Source organism: Zwartia sp. (assembly GCF_049655405.1).
Taxonomy (GTDB): domain Bacteria; phylum Pseudomonadota; class Gammaproteobacteria; order Burkholderiales; family Burkholderiaceae_B; genus Zwartia.
On sequence record NZ_JBASJR010000011.1, the window covers coordinates 20954 to 37097 of the forward strand.

The 16144-nt window shown below is 51.5% G+C and carries 19 protein-coding genes; 6 read left to right on the forward strand and 13 right to left on the reverse strand.

The features are described from left to right. Window positions 1-35 precede the first annotated feature (35 nt). Both WBJ47_RS07875 and WBJ47_RS07880 read left to right on the forward strand, forming a co-directional pair. On the forward strand, window positions 36-1115 hold the full coding sequence (locus WBJ47_RS07875; RefSeq protein WP_424585341.1) for a hypothetical protein: 1080 nt from the start codon (window positions 36-38) through the stop codon (window positions 1113-1115). A gap of 29 nt (window positions 1116-1144) precedes the next feature. Then, window positions 1145-1768: a glutathione S-transferase family protein gene (locus WBJ47_RS07880; protein ID WP_422242767.1), complete on the forward strand. Its 624-nt coding sequence runs from the start codon at window positions 1145-1147 to the stop codon at window positions 1766-1768. A 34-nt stretch (window positions 1769-1802) separates the two neighbouring features. Here the strand turns inward: WBJ47_RS07880 and WBJ47_RS07885 are convergent, their stop codons facing one another. From WBJ47_RS07885 to WBJ47_RS07915, 7 genes are all read right to left on the reverse strand, one after another. After that, a complete protein-coding gene (locus WBJ47_RS07885) occupies window positions 1803-2918 on the reverse strand; it encodes an iron-containing alcohol dehydrogenase (RefSeq protein WP_422242766.1) in 1116 nt (371 codons plus the stop codon). Continuing rightward, complete coding sequence (locus tag WBJ47_RS07890; protein ID WP_422242765.1) at window positions 2915-3925, reverse strand: NADP-dependent oxidoreductase; 1011 nt, start codon at window positions 3923-3925, stop codon at window positions 2915-2917. Before WBJ47_RS07890 ends, WBJ47_RS07885 begins: the two co-directional genes overlap by 4 nt. Window positions 3926-3932: 7 nt before the next feature. Then, window positions 3933-4949: a Bug family tripartite tricarboxylate transporter substrate binding protein gene (locus WBJ47_RS07895; protein ID WP_422242764.1), complete on the reverse strand. Its 1017-nt coding sequence runs from the start codon at window positions 4947-4949 to the stop codon at window positions 3933-3935. A gap of 66 nt (window positions 4950-5015) precedes the next feature. Further along, entirely contained in the window at window positions 5016-5510 is a 495-nt protein-coding gene (locus tag WBJ47_RS07900) for a TPM domain-containing protein (protein WP_422242763.1), read from the reverse strand. A gap of 8 nt (window positions 5511-5518) precedes the next feature. Further along, window positions 5519-6457: a TPM domain-containing protein gene (locus WBJ47_RS07905; protein ID WP_424585342.1), complete on the reverse strand. Its 939-nt coding sequence runs from the start codon at window positions 6455-6457 to the stop codon at window positions 5519-5521. A 5-nt stretch (window positions 6458-6462) separates the two neighbouring features. Continuing rightward, window positions 6463-7065, reverse strand: a complete 603-nt coding sequence (locus tag WBJ47_RS07910) for a LemA family protein (RefSeq protein ID WP_422245649.1) — start codon at window positions 7063-7065, stop codon at window positions 6463-6465. 73 nt (window positions 7066-7138) lie between these two features. Continuing rightward, window positions 7139-8329, reverse strand: coding sequence for a DUF2130 domain-containing protein (locus tag WBJ47_RS07915; RefSeq protein WP_422245648.1), 1191 nt, complete (start codon window positions 8327-8329; stop codon window positions 7139-7141). A gap of 191 nt (window positions 8330-8520) precedes the next feature. Here WBJ47_RS07915 and WBJ47_RS07920 point away from each other — a divergent pair, with 191 nt between their 5' ends. From WBJ47_RS07920 to WBJ47_RS07930, 3 genes are all read left to right on the forward strand, one after another. Continuing rightward, window positions 8521-10278, forward strand: coding sequence for an ABC transporter ATP-binding protein/permease (locus WBJ47_RS07920; RefSeq protein ID WP_422245646.1), 1758 nt, complete (start codon window positions 8521-8523; stop codon window positions 10276-10278). 138 nt (window positions 10279-10416) lie between these two features. After that, the gene (locus tag WBJ47_RS07925) at window positions 10417-10737 is read left to right on the forward strand and encodes a type II toxin-antitoxin system RelE/ParE family toxin (protein WP_422245645.1); all 321 of its coding nucleotides are present in this window, start codon (window positions 10417-10419) and stop codon (window positions 10735-10737) included. Beyond that, on the forward strand, window positions 10709-11014 hold the full coding sequence (locus tag WBJ47_RS07930; protein WP_422245643.1) for an addiction module antidote protein: 306 nt from the start codon (window positions 10709-10711) through the stop codon (window positions 11012-11014). Before WBJ47_RS07925 ends, WBJ47_RS07930 begins: the two co-directional genes overlap by 29 nt. Window positions 11015-11139: 125 nt before the next feature. Here the strand turns inward: WBJ47_RS07930 and WBJ47_RS07935 are convergent, their stop codons facing one another. The 5 genes from WBJ47_RS07935 to WBJ47_RS07955 form a co-directional block, all read right to left on the reverse strand. Next, window positions 11140-11382, reverse strand: a complete 243-nt coding sequence (locus WBJ47_RS07935) for a hypothetical protein (RefSeq protein ID WP_422245642.1) — start codon at window positions 11380-11382, stop codon at window positions 11140-11142. A 124-nt stretch (window positions 11383-11506) separates the two neighbouring features. Beyond that, window positions 11507-11989: a pyridoxamine 5'-phosphate oxidase family protein gene (locus tag WBJ47_RS07940; protein ID WP_422245640.1), complete on the reverse strand. Its 483-nt coding sequence runs from the start codon at window positions 11987-11989 to the stop codon at window positions 11507-11509. Between the two features lie 131 nt (window positions 11990-12120). After that, the gene (locus tag WBJ47_RS07945; RefSeq protein WP_422245639.1) at window positions 12121-12282 is read right to left on the reverse strand and encodes a hypothetical protein; all 162 of its coding nucleotides are present in this window, start codon (window positions 12280-12282) and stop codon (window positions 12121-12123) included. A gap of 118 nt (window positions 12283-12400) precedes the next feature. Then, complete coding sequence (locus WBJ47_RS07950) at window positions 12401-13645, reverse strand: type II toxin-antitoxin system HipA family toxin (RefSeq protein WP_422245638.1); 1245 nt, start codon at window positions 13643-13645, stop codon at window positions 12401-12403. Beyond that, on the reverse strand, window positions 13642-13977 hold the full coding sequence (locus WBJ47_RS07955; RefSeq protein ID WP_422245637.1) for a helix-turn-helix domain-containing protein: 336 nt from the start codon (window positions 13975-13977) through the stop codon (window positions 13642-13644). The genes WBJ47_RS07950 and WBJ47_RS07955 overlap by 4 nt, the downstream gene beginning before the upstream one ends. Before the next feature lie 200 nt (window positions 13978-14177). Here WBJ47_RS07955 and WBJ47_RS07960 point away from each other — a divergent pair, with 200 nt between their 5' ends. Further along, window positions 14178-15173 carry a DUF533 domain-containing protein gene (locus WBJ47_RS07960; protein ID WP_422245636.1) on the forward strand — a complete coding sequence of 332 codons (996 nt, stop codon included), beginning with the start codon at window positions 14178-14180 and terminating at the stop codon, window positions 15171-15173. Window positions 15174-15243: 70 nt separating this feature from the next. On the opposite strand, the gene yghU is transcribed toward WBJ47_RS07960, so the two are convergent. After that, window positions 15244-16119, reverse strand: a complete 876-nt coding sequence (gene yghU / locus WBJ47_RS07965) for a glutathione-dependent disulfide-bond oxidoreductase (RefSeq protein WP_422245634.1) — start codon at window positions 16117-16119, stop codon at window positions 15244-15246. Window positions 16120-16144 lie beyond the last annotated feature (25 nt).

Sequence of the window (16144 nt, forward strand, 5' to 3'; positions counted from 1 at the left end):
CGATCGCCCCACAGAACCACACCCACTGCAGCCTTTTGAAGAATACAACTCTCTCCAGCACGACCGACCTCCACGCCTTGAGTGCCGTCGAACAAGACGAAGCACCCAACTCATTGGAACAAACAGAGTTTGAGCTCCTAATTGAGCAAGGCAAGACGCTCTCAGCCAAACTCGACGCCCTTAAAATACTGATCGATCAGCATCGCCGCTCTTACGCCAGCACCGTTCCTGTTTTGCAAAAGAAACAAGACAGCTTAAGACGCGCAATGGTGTTGTGGCTGGATCAGCGCCTCAAAGGCGAAGGTCTGACTGCACGGCACGAACGCCTGATCAGACGCTTGATCTGTAGCATCGCCATGGAGTTTGCCTTGTCGGGCGACCGTGTCATGCGGGCTCTGCACGACGTTCATAGCGAAGAAAAGCTAGCCGACATTGAGCGCGCACAAGCCGCCGAAGCACAGGCCTATTTAAAAGAGGCCATGGGCGCAGAGTTTGGCGAAGATCAGGTATTTGAAAACCTGGACGACGTTTTGCACGCTAAGTTTGACTTTATGCGCAAAGAGGCTGAGGCCCGTGCGAAAAACAGAGAAGCAAGACGTGCGAAAAAGAAAAAAATGTCCCCTGCCGATCTTCAGGCAGCCGAGGATGTTGAAAGTGCCTTGCGTAGTCTCTACCGAAAGCTCGCCAGTGCCCTGCACCCCGATCGAGAGAGCGACGAAGACATCCGCACCTACAAAACACAACTGATGAGTGAGGCCAATACCGCCTACGAGCGCCGAGACCTGCTCGCCCTGCTCGAGTTGCAAACCAAAGCGCAGCTCCCTGAGTCGACGCTGAGCACAGCCCTCGCACGCAAAAAACTCGTCGCACTGACTGACCTGATGCGTGAGCGCTGCACGGTCTTACATCGTGAGATCCGTGACACCGAGCTGCAAGCCACCGCGGAGTTTGTGTTGCCGGCCTCGATGACCATTCATGAAAACTCACTCAAACACCACCTCAACAGCCGCAAACGCGAGATGCTGCTTGAGCTCAGGCGTTTGAACGAAGAACTCACCAGCGTTAAAACAGATGCGGGTCTCAAGCGCTGGATCAAAGAGCAAACCCTAGACTAAACATCATCCCCAAAAACAGGAGTCGAGACATGTCCTTACGTTTTTATTATGCACCCTTGAGCTGTGCGCTCGCCACCCACATCGTGCTTGAGCACATTGGGGCAGACTACGAGGCCGAGAGACTCAACCTGCGTGAAAACGATCAGAACGCACCGGGTTATTTGGCCATCAACCCAAAAGGTCGTGTGCCCGCACTCGTCACAGAGCAAGGCATCCTGACCGAAACACCTGCGCTGCTCCTGTACCTCGCACAGACTTACCCTCAGGCCAAAATGGCGCCGCTTGACGACCCCTTTGCCTTGGCTCAACTGCAGTCGATCAACAGTTGGTTTTGTTCAACCGTTCACGTGCATCACGCTCACGGCGCGCGGGGCCGTCGCTGGTCAGACGACCTCGAAGCTCAAAAAACCATGAAGGCTAAAGTTGCTCAAAACATGACGGATTGTGCAACGCTCATTGAGCAAGAAATTTTGCGCGGACCGTGGGTGATGGGTGAACAATTTACCGTGGCCGACCCGTACCTGTTTACGATGACAAGCTGGATGCAAGGCGATGGCGTGGACATGAGTCAGTTTCCTAGACTCGCCGACCATCACAAGCGGATGCTAGAAATTCCAGCTGTCAAAAAAGTAGCACCACTGCACGGCATTTAAAGCTTGATGCGGCGTCGGAAACCATAGGGTCAGTTCAATAAACCTGATCTAACAATGCCTCGTACAAATCCACAGTCATCAATCGTGGATTTGTCTTGTTCGCGTTGTCCAGCATCGCTGCTTGAGCAATACCGCTGAGTCTCACGCGTTCTAGTCCAAGATCGCGCAGGCGCAGCGGGATGCCAAGCTCAGCGATCAAGTTGAAAATTTTCTCAGGCATTTCTGATACCGATCTAGCGCCACATAGCTCAGCAATCTTGTTTGCTTTTTCACCCAGAAAATCAAGATTCAAACGCAAAACATGTGGCAATAGAATCGCATTCAAGGTTCCATGGTGATAACCCAGAGCCCCCAAAGGATGCGCGCAAGCATGCACAGCACCCATCCCCTTTTGAAAACATAAAGCCCCCTCAAGAGAGCCCATCATCATGTGCCAGCGCGCTTGCCGATCATGGCCGTGCAAGACCGCCTGACGAATATTCGAAAAAATCCTTTGCATACCATCGACCGCGATCGCATCTGCCGGGGGATTCACTGTCGCAGAGCAATACGTTTCCACACAGTGTGCTAACGCATCCATGCCTGTTGTCGCAGTCACGAGAGGAGGCAATCCTAGAGTTAACTCCGGATCGCACACAGCAGCAGTCACAATCGCGGGACAACGCACCCCTGCCTTGATCCCATTATCAAAAATGATGACCGCAGATCGCCCCACCTCACTGCCAGTTCCAGAGGTCGTCGGCATCAAAATCAGAGGTGGCGTCACACCCAGGGGCAACTCTGCAGGATTACGGTTTGAATAGTTCCACAACGGCGGTGAGTGCGTCGCCAAAATCGCAATCGCTTTGGCCAAGTCGAGCGCCGCGCCGCCACCAATACCCACTACACCGTCACACCCAAACGCATGAAAAGCTTGAGCACCCGCAATCGCCGAGGCCTCGGTGGGATTGGGAGGGACCTCGCTGAACAATGCCTGCGTCAAATCAGAGGACAGCCCCTCTGTTGCCTGTTTAAAGACACCCGCCGCAAGAACACCGCGATCCGTCACAAACAGCGGCTTTGCACAGCGCGCCGAAGCCAAAACCTGAGGTAACAGCTTACGCGCACCAAAATCAAAATGTACGGGAGGGCCAAATAAAATCAGACTCATACGATACGCACAATTTGTTTGCCAACGTTCGCGCCGTTGAGCATGTCGATGAATGCTTGCGGTGCGTTTTCCAGCCCCTCTGCAACCGTCTCAAGATGTTTCAATTTTCCTGCACTGTAGGCGTCTTGAATTTCCTTGGTGGCCTCAGGCCATAAGTCGCGATGATCCGACAAGACAAAGCCATGCAACGAAACACGCTTATTAAAAAACTCACGATAATTTTTAATACCGTACAACTCTGTCGCGTTGTACTGCGAGACCGTGCCACATAAAGCCACACGCGCTTTTAAATTCAGCAAGGTCAACACATAGTCGGTGATCGGACCGCCCACATTATCAAAATAAACATCGACGCCACCGGGAACAGCCTGCGCAAGCTTTTGCTCAAAGTCTGGACTCTTGTAGTCGATACACGCATCGAACCCCAACTCTTTCACAACGATTTCACACTTGCGTGCGCCACCCGCGATACCAACTGCCCTGCAACCGCGCAGCTTGGCCAACTGACCCGCCACACTCCCTACGGCCCCCGACGCCGCCGAAACCAATACAGTTTCTCCGGCGACGGGTTTGCCAAATGCCATCAATCCCACCCAAGCCGTCAAGCCCGTTGAGCCAAGCGCCCCCAAGAACGCACTTAAAGGCTTAAAGCTGGGATCTACCTTCTGCAACTCCTTGACAGGTGCAGCACTGACATCCTCCCAGCTCATCCTACCGACGACCCAGTCACCAACCTGAAGGCTGTCATCCATACTTTGCACCACCTGACCAATGGTGCGACCCACCATCTTTTCACCGATTTTCATCACTGGTGCATAAGAGTCCTTGGCCTCCATGCGCATCCTGATGTAGGGATCGACTGAAAGATAGTGATTACGGATGAGAACTTCGCCTTGCTTGATCGTCGGTATCGGACCGGACTCAAGTTTGAAACAGTCAAGAGTCGGTATACCCTCGGGTCGCTTTGCATAAAGCACTTGACGGTTGACAGCAGGAAGAGATGACATGACTGAATTAGCCTATGGAAATGTTTGCGGTGCGAATGAGTTTTTCAAGTGCGGCTCTTTGCGCCTCAAGCCAGCTGGCAAATTGCGCAGGGGTATTCACCACAAGCACCATGCCGCGCGAATCAATTGTTTTGATCACAGCTGGTGACTTTGCAGCTTTAGTCGTGGCGGCTTGCAAACCATCAATCGCCTGCTTAGGCGTACCCTTGGCTGCAAAAAAACCAAACCAATCATCCATATCAAAGCCAGGATAACCTTGCTCAGCAATTGTAGGAACATCCGGATAACTCTTGGTCCGCTCTAGACTAGTCAAGCCCAGAATACGCGCTTTACCTGCTTGCACAGCACCAATAGCTGTCGATAGTGTCAACAGTGTCGAGTCGATCTGACCACCCATCAAATCTCTAACGGCATCGGCGCCCCCTCGATAAGGGGTATGGATCAACTCAATTCCCGCGACCTGCTGAAACATCGCAATCGCGAGATGGCCCATGCCCCCTGATGGTGGCGTACCACATGTCACTTTCTTTGGATTCGCCTTGGCATAAGCGACAAACTCTTTGAGATTTTTAGCGGGGAAATTTTCCCTGACTGCTAACACCTGAGGAACACGTACGGCAAGAGAGACCGGAACAAATGATGATTTGTAGTCGAAAGCAATATTCTTGAGCAGAATTGGGTTGGTGAGTTGATTCGCCGCATCCCATAAAAATGTATAGCCATCTGCAGGGGCCTGAAGAACGGCTTGTGCGGCAATCATCGCGTTACCGCCAGTACGGTTTTCCACAATAACGGACTGACCGATCGTCTCACCCAATGCGGCACAGATCGCTCTAGCCGACGTGTCAGCGGCACCCCCCGCCGAAAAAGGCACGATCACTCGAATACTTTTGTTGGGCCATGCACTTTGTGCAAAGGCTTGGGCACCGACAAAAGATGCCGCCATGACACCAAGACCCGCCTTTAAGATCGAACGACGCTTAGTCGTCCCCTGAGGAACTAAACCATTAAGGATTTTTTTCATTTTGTCTCCGGATTGAACGATGGCGATCTACCGTCACCTATCTGATCCGGATACTACTACAAGGTATTACCCTAGCACCACCGGTCGATTAGACAACTCATTCTGATCACCGATACTGGCCGGGAAATGCGCCTTTAAGTGCTGTGTCACGCTTTTAATTCCGGCGAGCATGCCGCCTCGAAAATCTTTCTGACGGAAAGCGGCCTCCATCTGGTGACAGATCCGTGCCCATTCCGCCTCGCCGACTGTGGCATGGATCCCCCGATCAGCCACAATCTCCACGGCACGATCGGCTAGCAAGACATAAATCAACAAGCCACAGTTGTGCTCAGTATCCCAGATCCGCAAGCTTGAAAACAAGTCCACAGCGCGCGCCCGTGACGACTCACCCCGAATGATCGCGAGGGGATCTAGCGCAGTCTCCACAGCAAAGCCCAGCTCGCCCGAATGCTCTGACTCACTTGCTTTGATCGCGGCTTCAATGTCACGTAACGTCGATGTTGAAAAAGCTTGTTTCAACTGAGCTCGAGTCGTGAAGACATGTTTGAGTAAACGTTTCATTTGCACGATTACCACCTCCCCGACGCGCCGCCGCCGCCAAAACCGCCACCACCGCCGCCGAAGCCTCCGCCAAAGCCCCCCCCTCCCGAACCACCGAATCCACCCCGGCCGGTATTCGATCCAGAGCCAGATCCTCGCCCACCACCACCGTAATATCCTGACGTCAAACCACCTAGCCCGCCGCTCAGCAAGGTCACAATAAAAGCAATCACCCCGCCTAACAGCGCAGTTATCAATGCCCCGGCAATAAACCAACCAATGATCGCCACCGCCACACCCGTCAGACCTGCAGCCAAGCCACGTCCAAGAATTCTTCGTAAAAAACCACCCAACACTAAACCAAGTACAAACAACCCAGGTAAGGATGACAAAGTACCCTCTTGATCCGTCACGAGTTTCCGAGCAGGTTCGGGCAAGGTTTCACCATCAATCACGCGTCCAATCTGAGTGACTCCCGACAAGATTCCGCCGTAAAAATCCTGTTGTTTGAAAAGCGGAATGATCGCGCCATCAATGATCCGTTTACTGAGCGCGTCCGTGAGTGCGCCCTCCAGGCCATAACCCACCTCGATCCGCACCGCCCGATCATTTTTCGCGATCAGCAAAATGGCCCCATCGTCGACTTTTTTTTGACCGATTTTCCACTTGTCAGCCACTCGAATGGCATACTGCTCGATTTCCTCGGGCTTGGTGGTCGGCACCATCAAGACCACCACCTGACTGCCCTTACGGCCTTCAATTTCTCGCAACTTTTGCTCAAGCGTACGGACTTGCTCAGACGTGAGCGTTTTCGTTTGATCGATCACGCGTGCTGACAGCGCAGGCACCGCGACCTCAGCCGTCGCCTGCCAGGGCAGCGCCATCGTGAACAGCAGCAGCAATACACTCAAACAGCGCATCCAAGTAAGCGTGTATTGAAGCCACAAGTCGCGACGTAGTTCCTTCATGACCATTACTTAGCCGGTGCTTTTTCAAAATTGACTGCAGGCGGTCTTGAAATCTCGGCTTCATTTTCAACCGTAAAACTCGCCTTGGTCTTGTAGCCAAAAATCATCGCCGTGATATTCGAAGGGAAGGAGCGCACCGCGATGTTGTATTCCTGAACAGCTTGAATGAAACGATTACGCGCCACTGTGATGCGGTTTTCTGTGCCCTCTAACTGCGCACGCAGCTCTTGGAAACTTTGATTCGATTTCAGCGTAGGGTAGCTTTCCACCACCACCATCAAGCGACTCAGCGCGCTGGTCAACTGACCTTGTGCTGCCTGAAACTTCTGAAACGCTGCGGGATCGTTGAGCAACTCAGGCGTCGCCTGAATACCGGTTGCGCGAGCACGCGCCTCGACCACGCGGGTGAGCGTGTCCTGCTCAAAACCAGCCTCACCCTTGACCGTATTGACCAAGTTCGGCACCAAATCCGCTCGTCGCTGGTATTGATTCAAAACCTCAGCCCAAGCAGCCTTGACCTTTTCATCGGCTGTTTGAAAGGTGTTGTAGCCGCAGCCCGAGAGGCTAAGCGTGGCGAGCACGAGAAAAAAAAAGAGATATTTGCGCATGATTCATCCTGCTTAAGATATGTAATGATGAACAGTCTAGTCCTTTCCGACGTTTATATCGATCCCTTTAACCTTAATTCCCCCCCTCCTTTAACTCCGCAAACTTCGCCGCCATCGTCGGGTTTCCTTTTGTCAGCTTTTTAATCGTCACATCCTGGGCCTTGTCATTCGCGAGACGCAAATTACGATCCGTGCCGAGCAGGGCTTCCTTGGTCTTTTGCAAATGATCGATTGACTTATCAATTTCATCAATCGCCTTTTGAAAGCGCTGTGACGCTAAGTCATAGTTTCTGGCAAACGCACTTTTAAACGTCTCGAGTTCGTTTTCAAAATTGGTAATGTCGACGCTCTGCGCCTTGACGTACGCGAGTTCAGTTTTATATTTAAGCGAATTCATCGCCGCGTTGCGCAATAGTGTGATGATGGGAATAAAAAACTGAGGGCGCACAATATACATTTTCGGGTAGCGATGAAACATATCCACGATTCCCGTGTTGTAAAACTCGTTGTCGGGCTCCAGTAGCGACACCATCACTGCATACTCACAAGCTTTTTCATTGCGATCCTTATCGAGCTCTTTGAGAAAATCCTCGTTTTTGCTCTTGGTCGCAGTCAAGTCACTTTCGTTTTTCATCTCAAACATGATGGACACGATCTCAGTGCCTGCTTCATCCGCATCACGAAAAATAAAATCACCTTTGCTGCCGGAGCGTGCATCATTGTCTTTCTCAAAATACGCCCTTGGAAAAGCCGTCGCGCGAATTCGGTTGAACTCTGTCTCGCAATGCTGCTCAAGCGTCTCACCCACCATCTTGGTCGATAAACGCGCCTTCATGTCACGCAAGCGCTCAATCGCATCATCACGATCCTTGAGTTGCGTTTCGTATTTATCCTTGAGAGATTTTTCCGCGAGCGCTTTCTCGAGCTGCGCACGTTCAAGGCCGCTCTTTAATGCATCGCGTTCTTTTTCAACACTACTGAGCGCCTGAACAATCGCCAGCTGCTGCGCCATTCCACCCGCCTCAAGCTTTGCCCTAAGGGCCTGTATTTCTGCATCCTTGGCTGCAGCTGCCTGTTGAGACGCATTCGCAAGCTTGGCCTCGGCCAAGGCCACCGCATTACGCTTTTCCTGCTCAGCAAGCTCTAACCGCTCGTGCAGCTGTTGCTCAAATTCGCCATCGCGCACTTGTTTGAGAATGTCGGCGTATCCCGCCTCATCGATTTTGAAGGCTTTGCTGCAATGGGGGCAGATGATTTCATACATGGGAAAGAGAACCTTTAGTTGAGCGATAATTTTGATCATACGAATAGAAAGCATTAGTCGTACACTATTCGAAGACAGAGCACGATCATGCAGTTTTTTAGCATGATTACCTAAAGCACCCCTCCGTGCGCCAACGCACAGACTCCCTCCCTCCAAACACGGATACTCTCAACACCAGATGGAGAGGTCCCTTGCATGAAGACAAACAACGCATTCACTCAGCTCAGCCACCAGCCATCAACCGCGAGCTGTGGCTGCGCTTTCTAACAATCGCCAAACCCTATTGGACGTCAGACAAACGCTGGTCAATCCGAGCAGGCTTAGGCCTACTTATTGTCCTGCTGCTCCTACAAACCATTAGCAGTGTGATGTTCAACCGCGAGTCAGGCGAATTCATTTCCGCCCTGGCCGACCAGGATGGCGAACGCTTTTGGGGTTCCATCTGGCGCTACGGCTATATATTGACTGCGGCGATTCCTGTTTATAGCTATTACTACTTTCTGCAAGACACACTCGCCCTGCGCTGGAGAAAATGGCTCACCGATCAATTTATGCGACGCTATTTTCGCGAACGGGCCTTCTACCAGCTCGGCCAAGGAAAGGTGATCGACAATCCGGATCAACGCATCGCCGAGGACATCAATACTTTTACCGGGCAATCCCTCTTCTTTGCGACGGTCGTCGTGGGCTCCGTCATTCAAATCATTGCGTTTGGTGGCGTGCTGTGGTCGATTTCACCCAATCTCATTTACTTTCTCATCGGCTACTCAGCCTTTAGCTCCTGGTTCACCGCGGCAGTATTTGGTAAACCACTCATCGGTTTAAATTTTTTACAACTCCAACGCGAAGCTGATTTTCGCTTTGGCTTGGTGCGAGTGCGGGAGTATGCCGAGCCGATCGCTTTTTATGACGGTGAAGTTCGGGAGATCTCTTTGCTCCAGCGGATGTTTTCGTTTGTCTTCAACAACCAAAAACGCGTGCTGCGCTGGAAATTCAAACTCAATCTTTTCCAATTTACGCACACATTTCTGACCGCAGTCATCCCAACAGTGATTATTGCCAATGACGTGCTGTCCGGCCGCTTGGAGGTCGGCCTAGCGGTCCAGGCCGCAGGTGCCTTTGCCGCGATGTTGATTGCACTGACCGTGATTGTGAATCACTTTGAAGGCCTCAGCCGCTTTTCTGCCGTGGTGGAGCGGTTGTATACGTTTTCGCAGGCGCTCGGAGCCCAGCCACTGGGGCTGTCTGCCAAGCATGAAAAAGCCATCCAAGAAAACAAAATCGTGACCCAGCAAGGCCCTGAGCTCACCTGCCATCAGTTGTCGATCTGTACCCCGACCGGCGAAAGAACCCTGATTAAGCAACTCAACCTCTCAGTGAGCCCAAACAAAGGCCTCATGATCGTCGGTGAGAGCGGCACCGGCAAAAGCTCATTGCTTCGCGTCATTGCGGGCCTGTGGTCAACGGGCTCGGGAGAGATCGTGCGACCCTCCAGGCATGAGCTGCTGTTTTTACCTCAACAACCCTATCACCCGTTAGGCGATCTGCGTTGCCAACTGACTTACCCACATGTGGGCAAAACGATCTCCGACGAAGAGATCCTGCATTACCTGGACTTGGTCAACCTCTCTTCCCTGACAACACGCTGCGGAGGACTGGGTGGCGAGCTGGATTGGACCAAAGTGCTCTCAATAGGAGAACAGCAACGCTTGTCCTTTGCGCGCGCACTCCTGACCAAGCCCCGCTACTTGTTGCTTGACGAATCAACCAGCGCACTTGATGCCGCCAACGAATCGCGACTATATGCACAACTCAGTGGTTTGGAGATCACGCCGATTAGCGTGAGTCATCGGCAGGCGCTCTTACATCATCACCATGAAGTGTTGGTGATTTTGGGAGATAGTGGGTGGAGAATGGAGCAGGCGAGCGAATTTAAGTGGGATGGTTAATTGAATAGCATTCCCGCACTCTCTTAATTTTCACTCTCAGCTTATGCCTCACGCCTGAGTTCATTTGCGTATTCATCTATGAGTTTGCTTCATGCAAAATAAAGCCTTGAAAATCGTATCCAAGAGGCTACAATCTGGATGTACCGCATTATTGAAACTGAACAATTTTTTGAGTGGCTTATCAGCCTGAAAGACCGTAGAACACGCGCACGTCTTCAACTTCGTCTACGAAAGGCGTCGATTGGTAATTTAGGAGATCACAAGTCTGTCGGTGACAATGTATGGGAAATGCGTGAAGTTTTTGGACCTGGTTGGCGCATGTATTACATCCTGCATGAAAGCACAGTCATCATGATGCTTGGCGGAGGTAGCAAATCCAGCCAAAACAAAGATATTCAACTAGCCAAAGCTTTGGCGCAGGAGTTACGAAATGAGCAAGATCAAAATACGTCCATTTGATGCATCCAATTACCTCAATAATGAGGCAGATATTGCTGCATATCTTCAGGCCGCAATAGAGGATGGCGATCCAGCACTGTTAGCGGCAGCGTTGGGCGACATCGCAAAAGCTCATGGCATGACTCAATTGGCCCGCGATACTGGGCTATCTCGGGAAAGTCTTTATAAAAGCCTTTCAGGGGAACGCGCCCCGAGCTCCGATACGTTGTTCAAAGTGATTCATGCCATGGGATTTAAACTGTCGGTCGAGCCGCTCTCCTCGTCATCCACGACATAACAATACCGCTCCCGCATCTTCTCAATCACTCCTCTCACCTGATCCGGATGCCAGACCTCATTGGCCACCCACTGCGCGCGAAACGGTGCGAACCTGATCTGGTGAGACACCTGCTTGAATCAATCTCAGCACCTGACTACGGCAGATTTTCCACCACCTTCAAACTGAAAACTCACTCCATCAGGCCTGATCGTTGCCTGAACAAGAATAGCCTCGGGTGAGTTTTTAGTGCATTTCAACACGGCACTTGCTTGCTGCGGATTTTCAACCGTCACGCTCATCGTTGTGCACATCATCTCAGACGTCTGCATCACCTCTAGTGCCTTGACCTCAACACCCATGAACTCGCCACCAAAAGCTTGACCCATCTCTCGCGTCTGCTGACAGGTTGGCTATCCTGCGAGTGCATGACAAGCAGCGGGTTGAGCGTGAGCCATGTTTGACAGCACAACAGAAAAAGCAGCAGCGGCGATAGCAGGATCCAAGAGTGGTCTATAGCTTGATTTTATTGTGACGATCACTATCTGGCTTAGGTCTTTCTCCGGAAATATAAGCCTTCGTAGCGTCGAAGACATATTTAAGACCTTGCAGTCCGGAGTTATCCCAATACTCTCCTTCGTGCGCCGTAAATTTAAGTATCGCGATGTTAGGATCAGCTATACCCAATGGAAACCACACTTTCCAAATTTGCTTCCACATTGTTTCGAGCAGAGCTCGGTCATGCTCAATGGTGATTTCACCTTTCACCGAAGCAAATTGCTTCGCGCTTTGAAAAGTCAGCAAGGCGTGGGGATTTTTGCCGATTTCATCCACTTTCACAGAATCAGTGTCTGTGATGAGATAAGCATCCATACCGATATCCAAGCGAGCGATGGCCATGGGTCGGGCATGCATTTCTTTGGATGGAAGGGTTGTCAACATGGCAACATCAAAACTTTTTACCAACTCGTATAAATTATTTTTACCGTTTTCCATTACAACCAACTCCTTAGTGTGAAATGAAGATTTGGCGATTACTGCCTGCAAGTCAGAAAGCAGAAAAACTTCTTGCTTATCGCATCCTCTAATGTCTGCTTGACCATTTCTTTTTAAACTTTAAATCTTGCTTACTTCTTAGCGGGTGACGCAGAAACCTTGTCATTTTGATTTGGTACATTTTTTACGGGCAAAGTCGGACTTGGCACTTCGCTTGGTGCCTGCTCTTTGGCTGGATTTGACGGTTGTTGATTGGGTTGCTGATTTGCTTGTTGATTTGCTTGTTGATTCATAGCATGAACTCCAAAAGATTTGAGAAGACGAATTCGCCTTCTCGATCTCAAGGTAGCATGTGCAAGTGATTCACTATGTCTGTTAGCCAACATAGCAGGCCATTTCTTGAGCGCCCCTTCAGGCACAACCCCAAGCCAGCCGCTGCTGCCGCAAAAACGGACGATCGATCTGCGCGGCGAGTTGCCTCAAATCCGAGCTCGACACACCGGCTGCTTTAAAGTGTGACTCCCAGCCATCCACACAACGTGCGACCCGCGCGATTTCTGCGGTAGCCTCGTCACGCGTTAAGCCAAAAAAACTATGTTCGGAGATGGCGTTATCGAGAGTAGACTCTGTACCCTGTGCGCCAACTCGCATTTGCTGAAAGCCGAGCGCCTGTCCTGTTGGTAACACATCAAAGGCTGGAGAGAGGGAGAAACACCCTGTGTCATCCATCTGAACAACATGATTCTTTTCGTGATCGTCGTTGTTGTCGATCAAAATATTAAAAACCATACGGCGAAATAGTTCTCGCATATCTTGCGCGGCTTGACCTGTTTTAACGGCTCCTTTGCGTCGTAACCAAAGCGCCAGAGCCGGATAGCTCACATCCTCCGCGCAAGCCCGCAATACGACGGCCGCAGAAAGACTATGAATCCGCTTGTCTGCGAGCCGATCAAAACGTCGAACAGCTATCGCATGGCCTTTGCGTAGAGGCAAGGCTTTTGTTTCTGCGACGCTAATCCCGCAACCACGTGCCAGTGTCATGGTCGCATGTTCAATAAGAGGAGTGTCAGTGGACTCGCCCTCTTCGCGAAACTTGAGCACCCATTCATCACCCGCCAACTCGATCAACGCTTTAGGCCTGGCGCCCCCCATGCTGGCCCCGGGTTTTATTAAGCGCATCCATTGATCGTTGACCGGCGCACCAGAAAAAATCTGGGTGATGCTGTCTTCGATTGAGCCCAGGTCAGGAAGCTGAGGCAATGGGCCAGTCATATGTGGCGCGTAGGTATGATCAGAGAGGGAAACACCCAATGCACCGAATCTGTCATCACCCGCGAAATACAAATACTCCATCAAAGATAGACGGACTGGCCGATCAAATGTGCGAATCATGCGCTCCCCCCATCGATCGGGCCGCGCATCGTCTACCGCACCGACAGCAGAGTCCTTTACGATGGGTATAAACAGATGATCGCGCAGTGGCAAGTCTTCACTAAGCGCAAAACCACGGCGCAACCAATCGGCGCCGTAGCGCAAACCAACGCCACGTAGTGTAGATATAAACTCCAGGCGACCGATGAGTCGGGGTGCCTCAGGTTGCCCGAGCCACCAGAGACTCATTGCGTCAGTCTGTTGATACGGCATAGCGGCTGTCATAGCTGTACCTTTTTCTGAAGCCGACTTTCAAGAGAAATTGGCTTGCGCGCAGAGCGTTTTTTGGCGACATCGATACTCACCTCAAGCGCACCCAGATCAAACTCAGGGGAGGCGATTTTGGCCAACTCGCTGGAGCGACCCATTAACCATAGCGCCGAAGCGTAAATCCCCATCGCGACAGAAGGATCGCCCTTTTCCATACGCATGAGGGTTGGCTCTGACACCCCTATTCGTTCTGCCCACAGACGACGAGACTCGCCACGTCGCTTGCGCGCAATGGTCAGGTCCTCGCCAAGCTGGCGCAGGTGCGCCTGCACGAGAGGAGGCAACATTAAAATGGCTTGAGGTATCTTTGGCATACATAGATATTAGCAAATTGTTCATAAAATTTATATCTATATGTGTTTAATTATCGTTTCCAACAACATCAACACCGGATGAGCGACGAGATAACCAGATGGAAAAGTGAACTTATGCATATCCAACAGGTCAACTAACCACTGCTGCATCTTGTTAATTAAGGGATCTGTTGATGAACACTGAGCGCGCCATACTTTCCATTGCCATGCTTGCAGCCTTTGCCGACGGTGCCAAAGATGACAGTGAACGGGAGCATGTCAAACAGTTCGCCGAACAGCTTGGTTCCAGTTCCGTTGAATTAATGGGCGTCTACCAGGATGTTTTATTTAAACGAATCAGTTTGAAGGACGCAGCGGCTGCCCTCACCGACGAAGGTCATAGACGCTACGCCTACGAGTTGGCAGTTTGTGTGTGTGACAGTGATGGTGTGCGCTGCGATGCCGAAAATCAGTTTTTAAGCGAATTACGCAAGCTATTAGGTTTGGGGTCGGACAAGATCGCCGCGGCGTCAGAGCAGCAGGCTGATGCGATCGCTCTTGCCTCTGCGGCTGCGCCTATAGCCATTGCCCAAGATCCACAAGCAAACCCTACCGCCATTGCGACGACAACACAGGCAGCCCCAGCACCACAGGCAGCCGTGGATGAAGCGGCTCAAAACAAAATGATTTTGAATTATTCCATCGTCAATGGTGCGTTGGAGCTTCTCCCCCAGTCCTGGGCCTCTGTGGCGATCATCCCTTTGCAGATCAAAATGGTCTATCGCATCGGCAAGGCCTATGGCCACGAATTGGATCAGGGACATATCCGCGAGTTCCTAGCGACCGTGGGTGTCGGCTTGACCTCACAGTATCTTGAACAATTCGGTCGTAAGCTCGTCGGAGGTTTGCTCGGTGGTTTGCTGGGTAAGACAGGCAAAAAGATGGGCGGCGCAGCCACCAGTATGGTGATGTCTTTTGCCACAACCTATGCGCTCGGTCAGGTGGCAAGCCGCTATTACGCAAGTGGTCGTCAAATGAGCACGGATTTATTAAAACAGACCTTTACCGAGCTCATCGAACCTGCGAAAAATCTTCAGGCTCAATATCTTCCTCAGATTCAGGAAAAGGCGCGCAGCCTCGATGCCACAACGATCATGTCGATGGTAAAGGGTACGGGTTCGCCGATTTGATCTACCAAGCGAGCCACTACCGCCGCAAACCGCAACAAGCTCAAACTACTAGCCAACAAAATAATGAGAGCTAGCTTGCAGGTTGAATCTTGTCTTGCGTTTTTGTGTCAAAGTCGCTGGCGTCATGGCGTTCACGCAGTTGTTCTGAAGGCTCGCCATGCATACGATTGACCATGCGCCCGCGTTTTACAGCGGGCCGACTGTAAACAGTCTCGGCCCAGCGTTGAACATGCTTGTAGTCTTGCACGCTCAAAAACTCGGCTGCCCCATACAACCAACCCTTCACCAACCCGCCGTACCAGGGAAACACCGCAATATCGGCGATCGTATATTGATCGCCACCCAAGTATTCGCTGACGGCAAGGCGACGATCAAGGACGTCAAGCTGGCGCTTGGTTTCCATCGTGAAACGATCAATGGCGTACTGAAACTTAGCTGGCGCATAAGCGTAAAAGTGACCAAATCCGCCGCCCAAATACGGTGCACTTCCCATTTGCCAGAACAGCCAGTTCAAGGCCTCAGTGCGGGCGGGCCCCACTTTAGGCAGAAAAGCCTGAAACTTATCAGACAGGTAAAGCAAGATCGCACCGGATTCAAACACGCGCACCGGCTCCACGCCACTGCGGTCAAACAGCGCTGGGATTTTTGAGTTTGGGTTGATCTCGACGAAACCCGAGCCAAACTGGTCACCGTCACGGATGTTAATGAGCCAAGCATCGTATTCAGCGCCTACGTGCCCCAGCGCCAGCAACTCTTCGAGCAAGATCGTGACCTTGACACCATTAGGCGTGCCCAACGAATACAGTTGCAAAGGATGCTTGCCGATTGGCAGTTCTTTGTCGTGCGTCGACCCTGCGATCGGCCGATTAATGTTCGCAAAGGCGCCGCCGCTGGGTTGATCCCAAGTCCAAACTTTGGGAGGAACGTAATCTTTAGAATCTGTCATGGGGTCTCTTTACTCAAGTCAATTG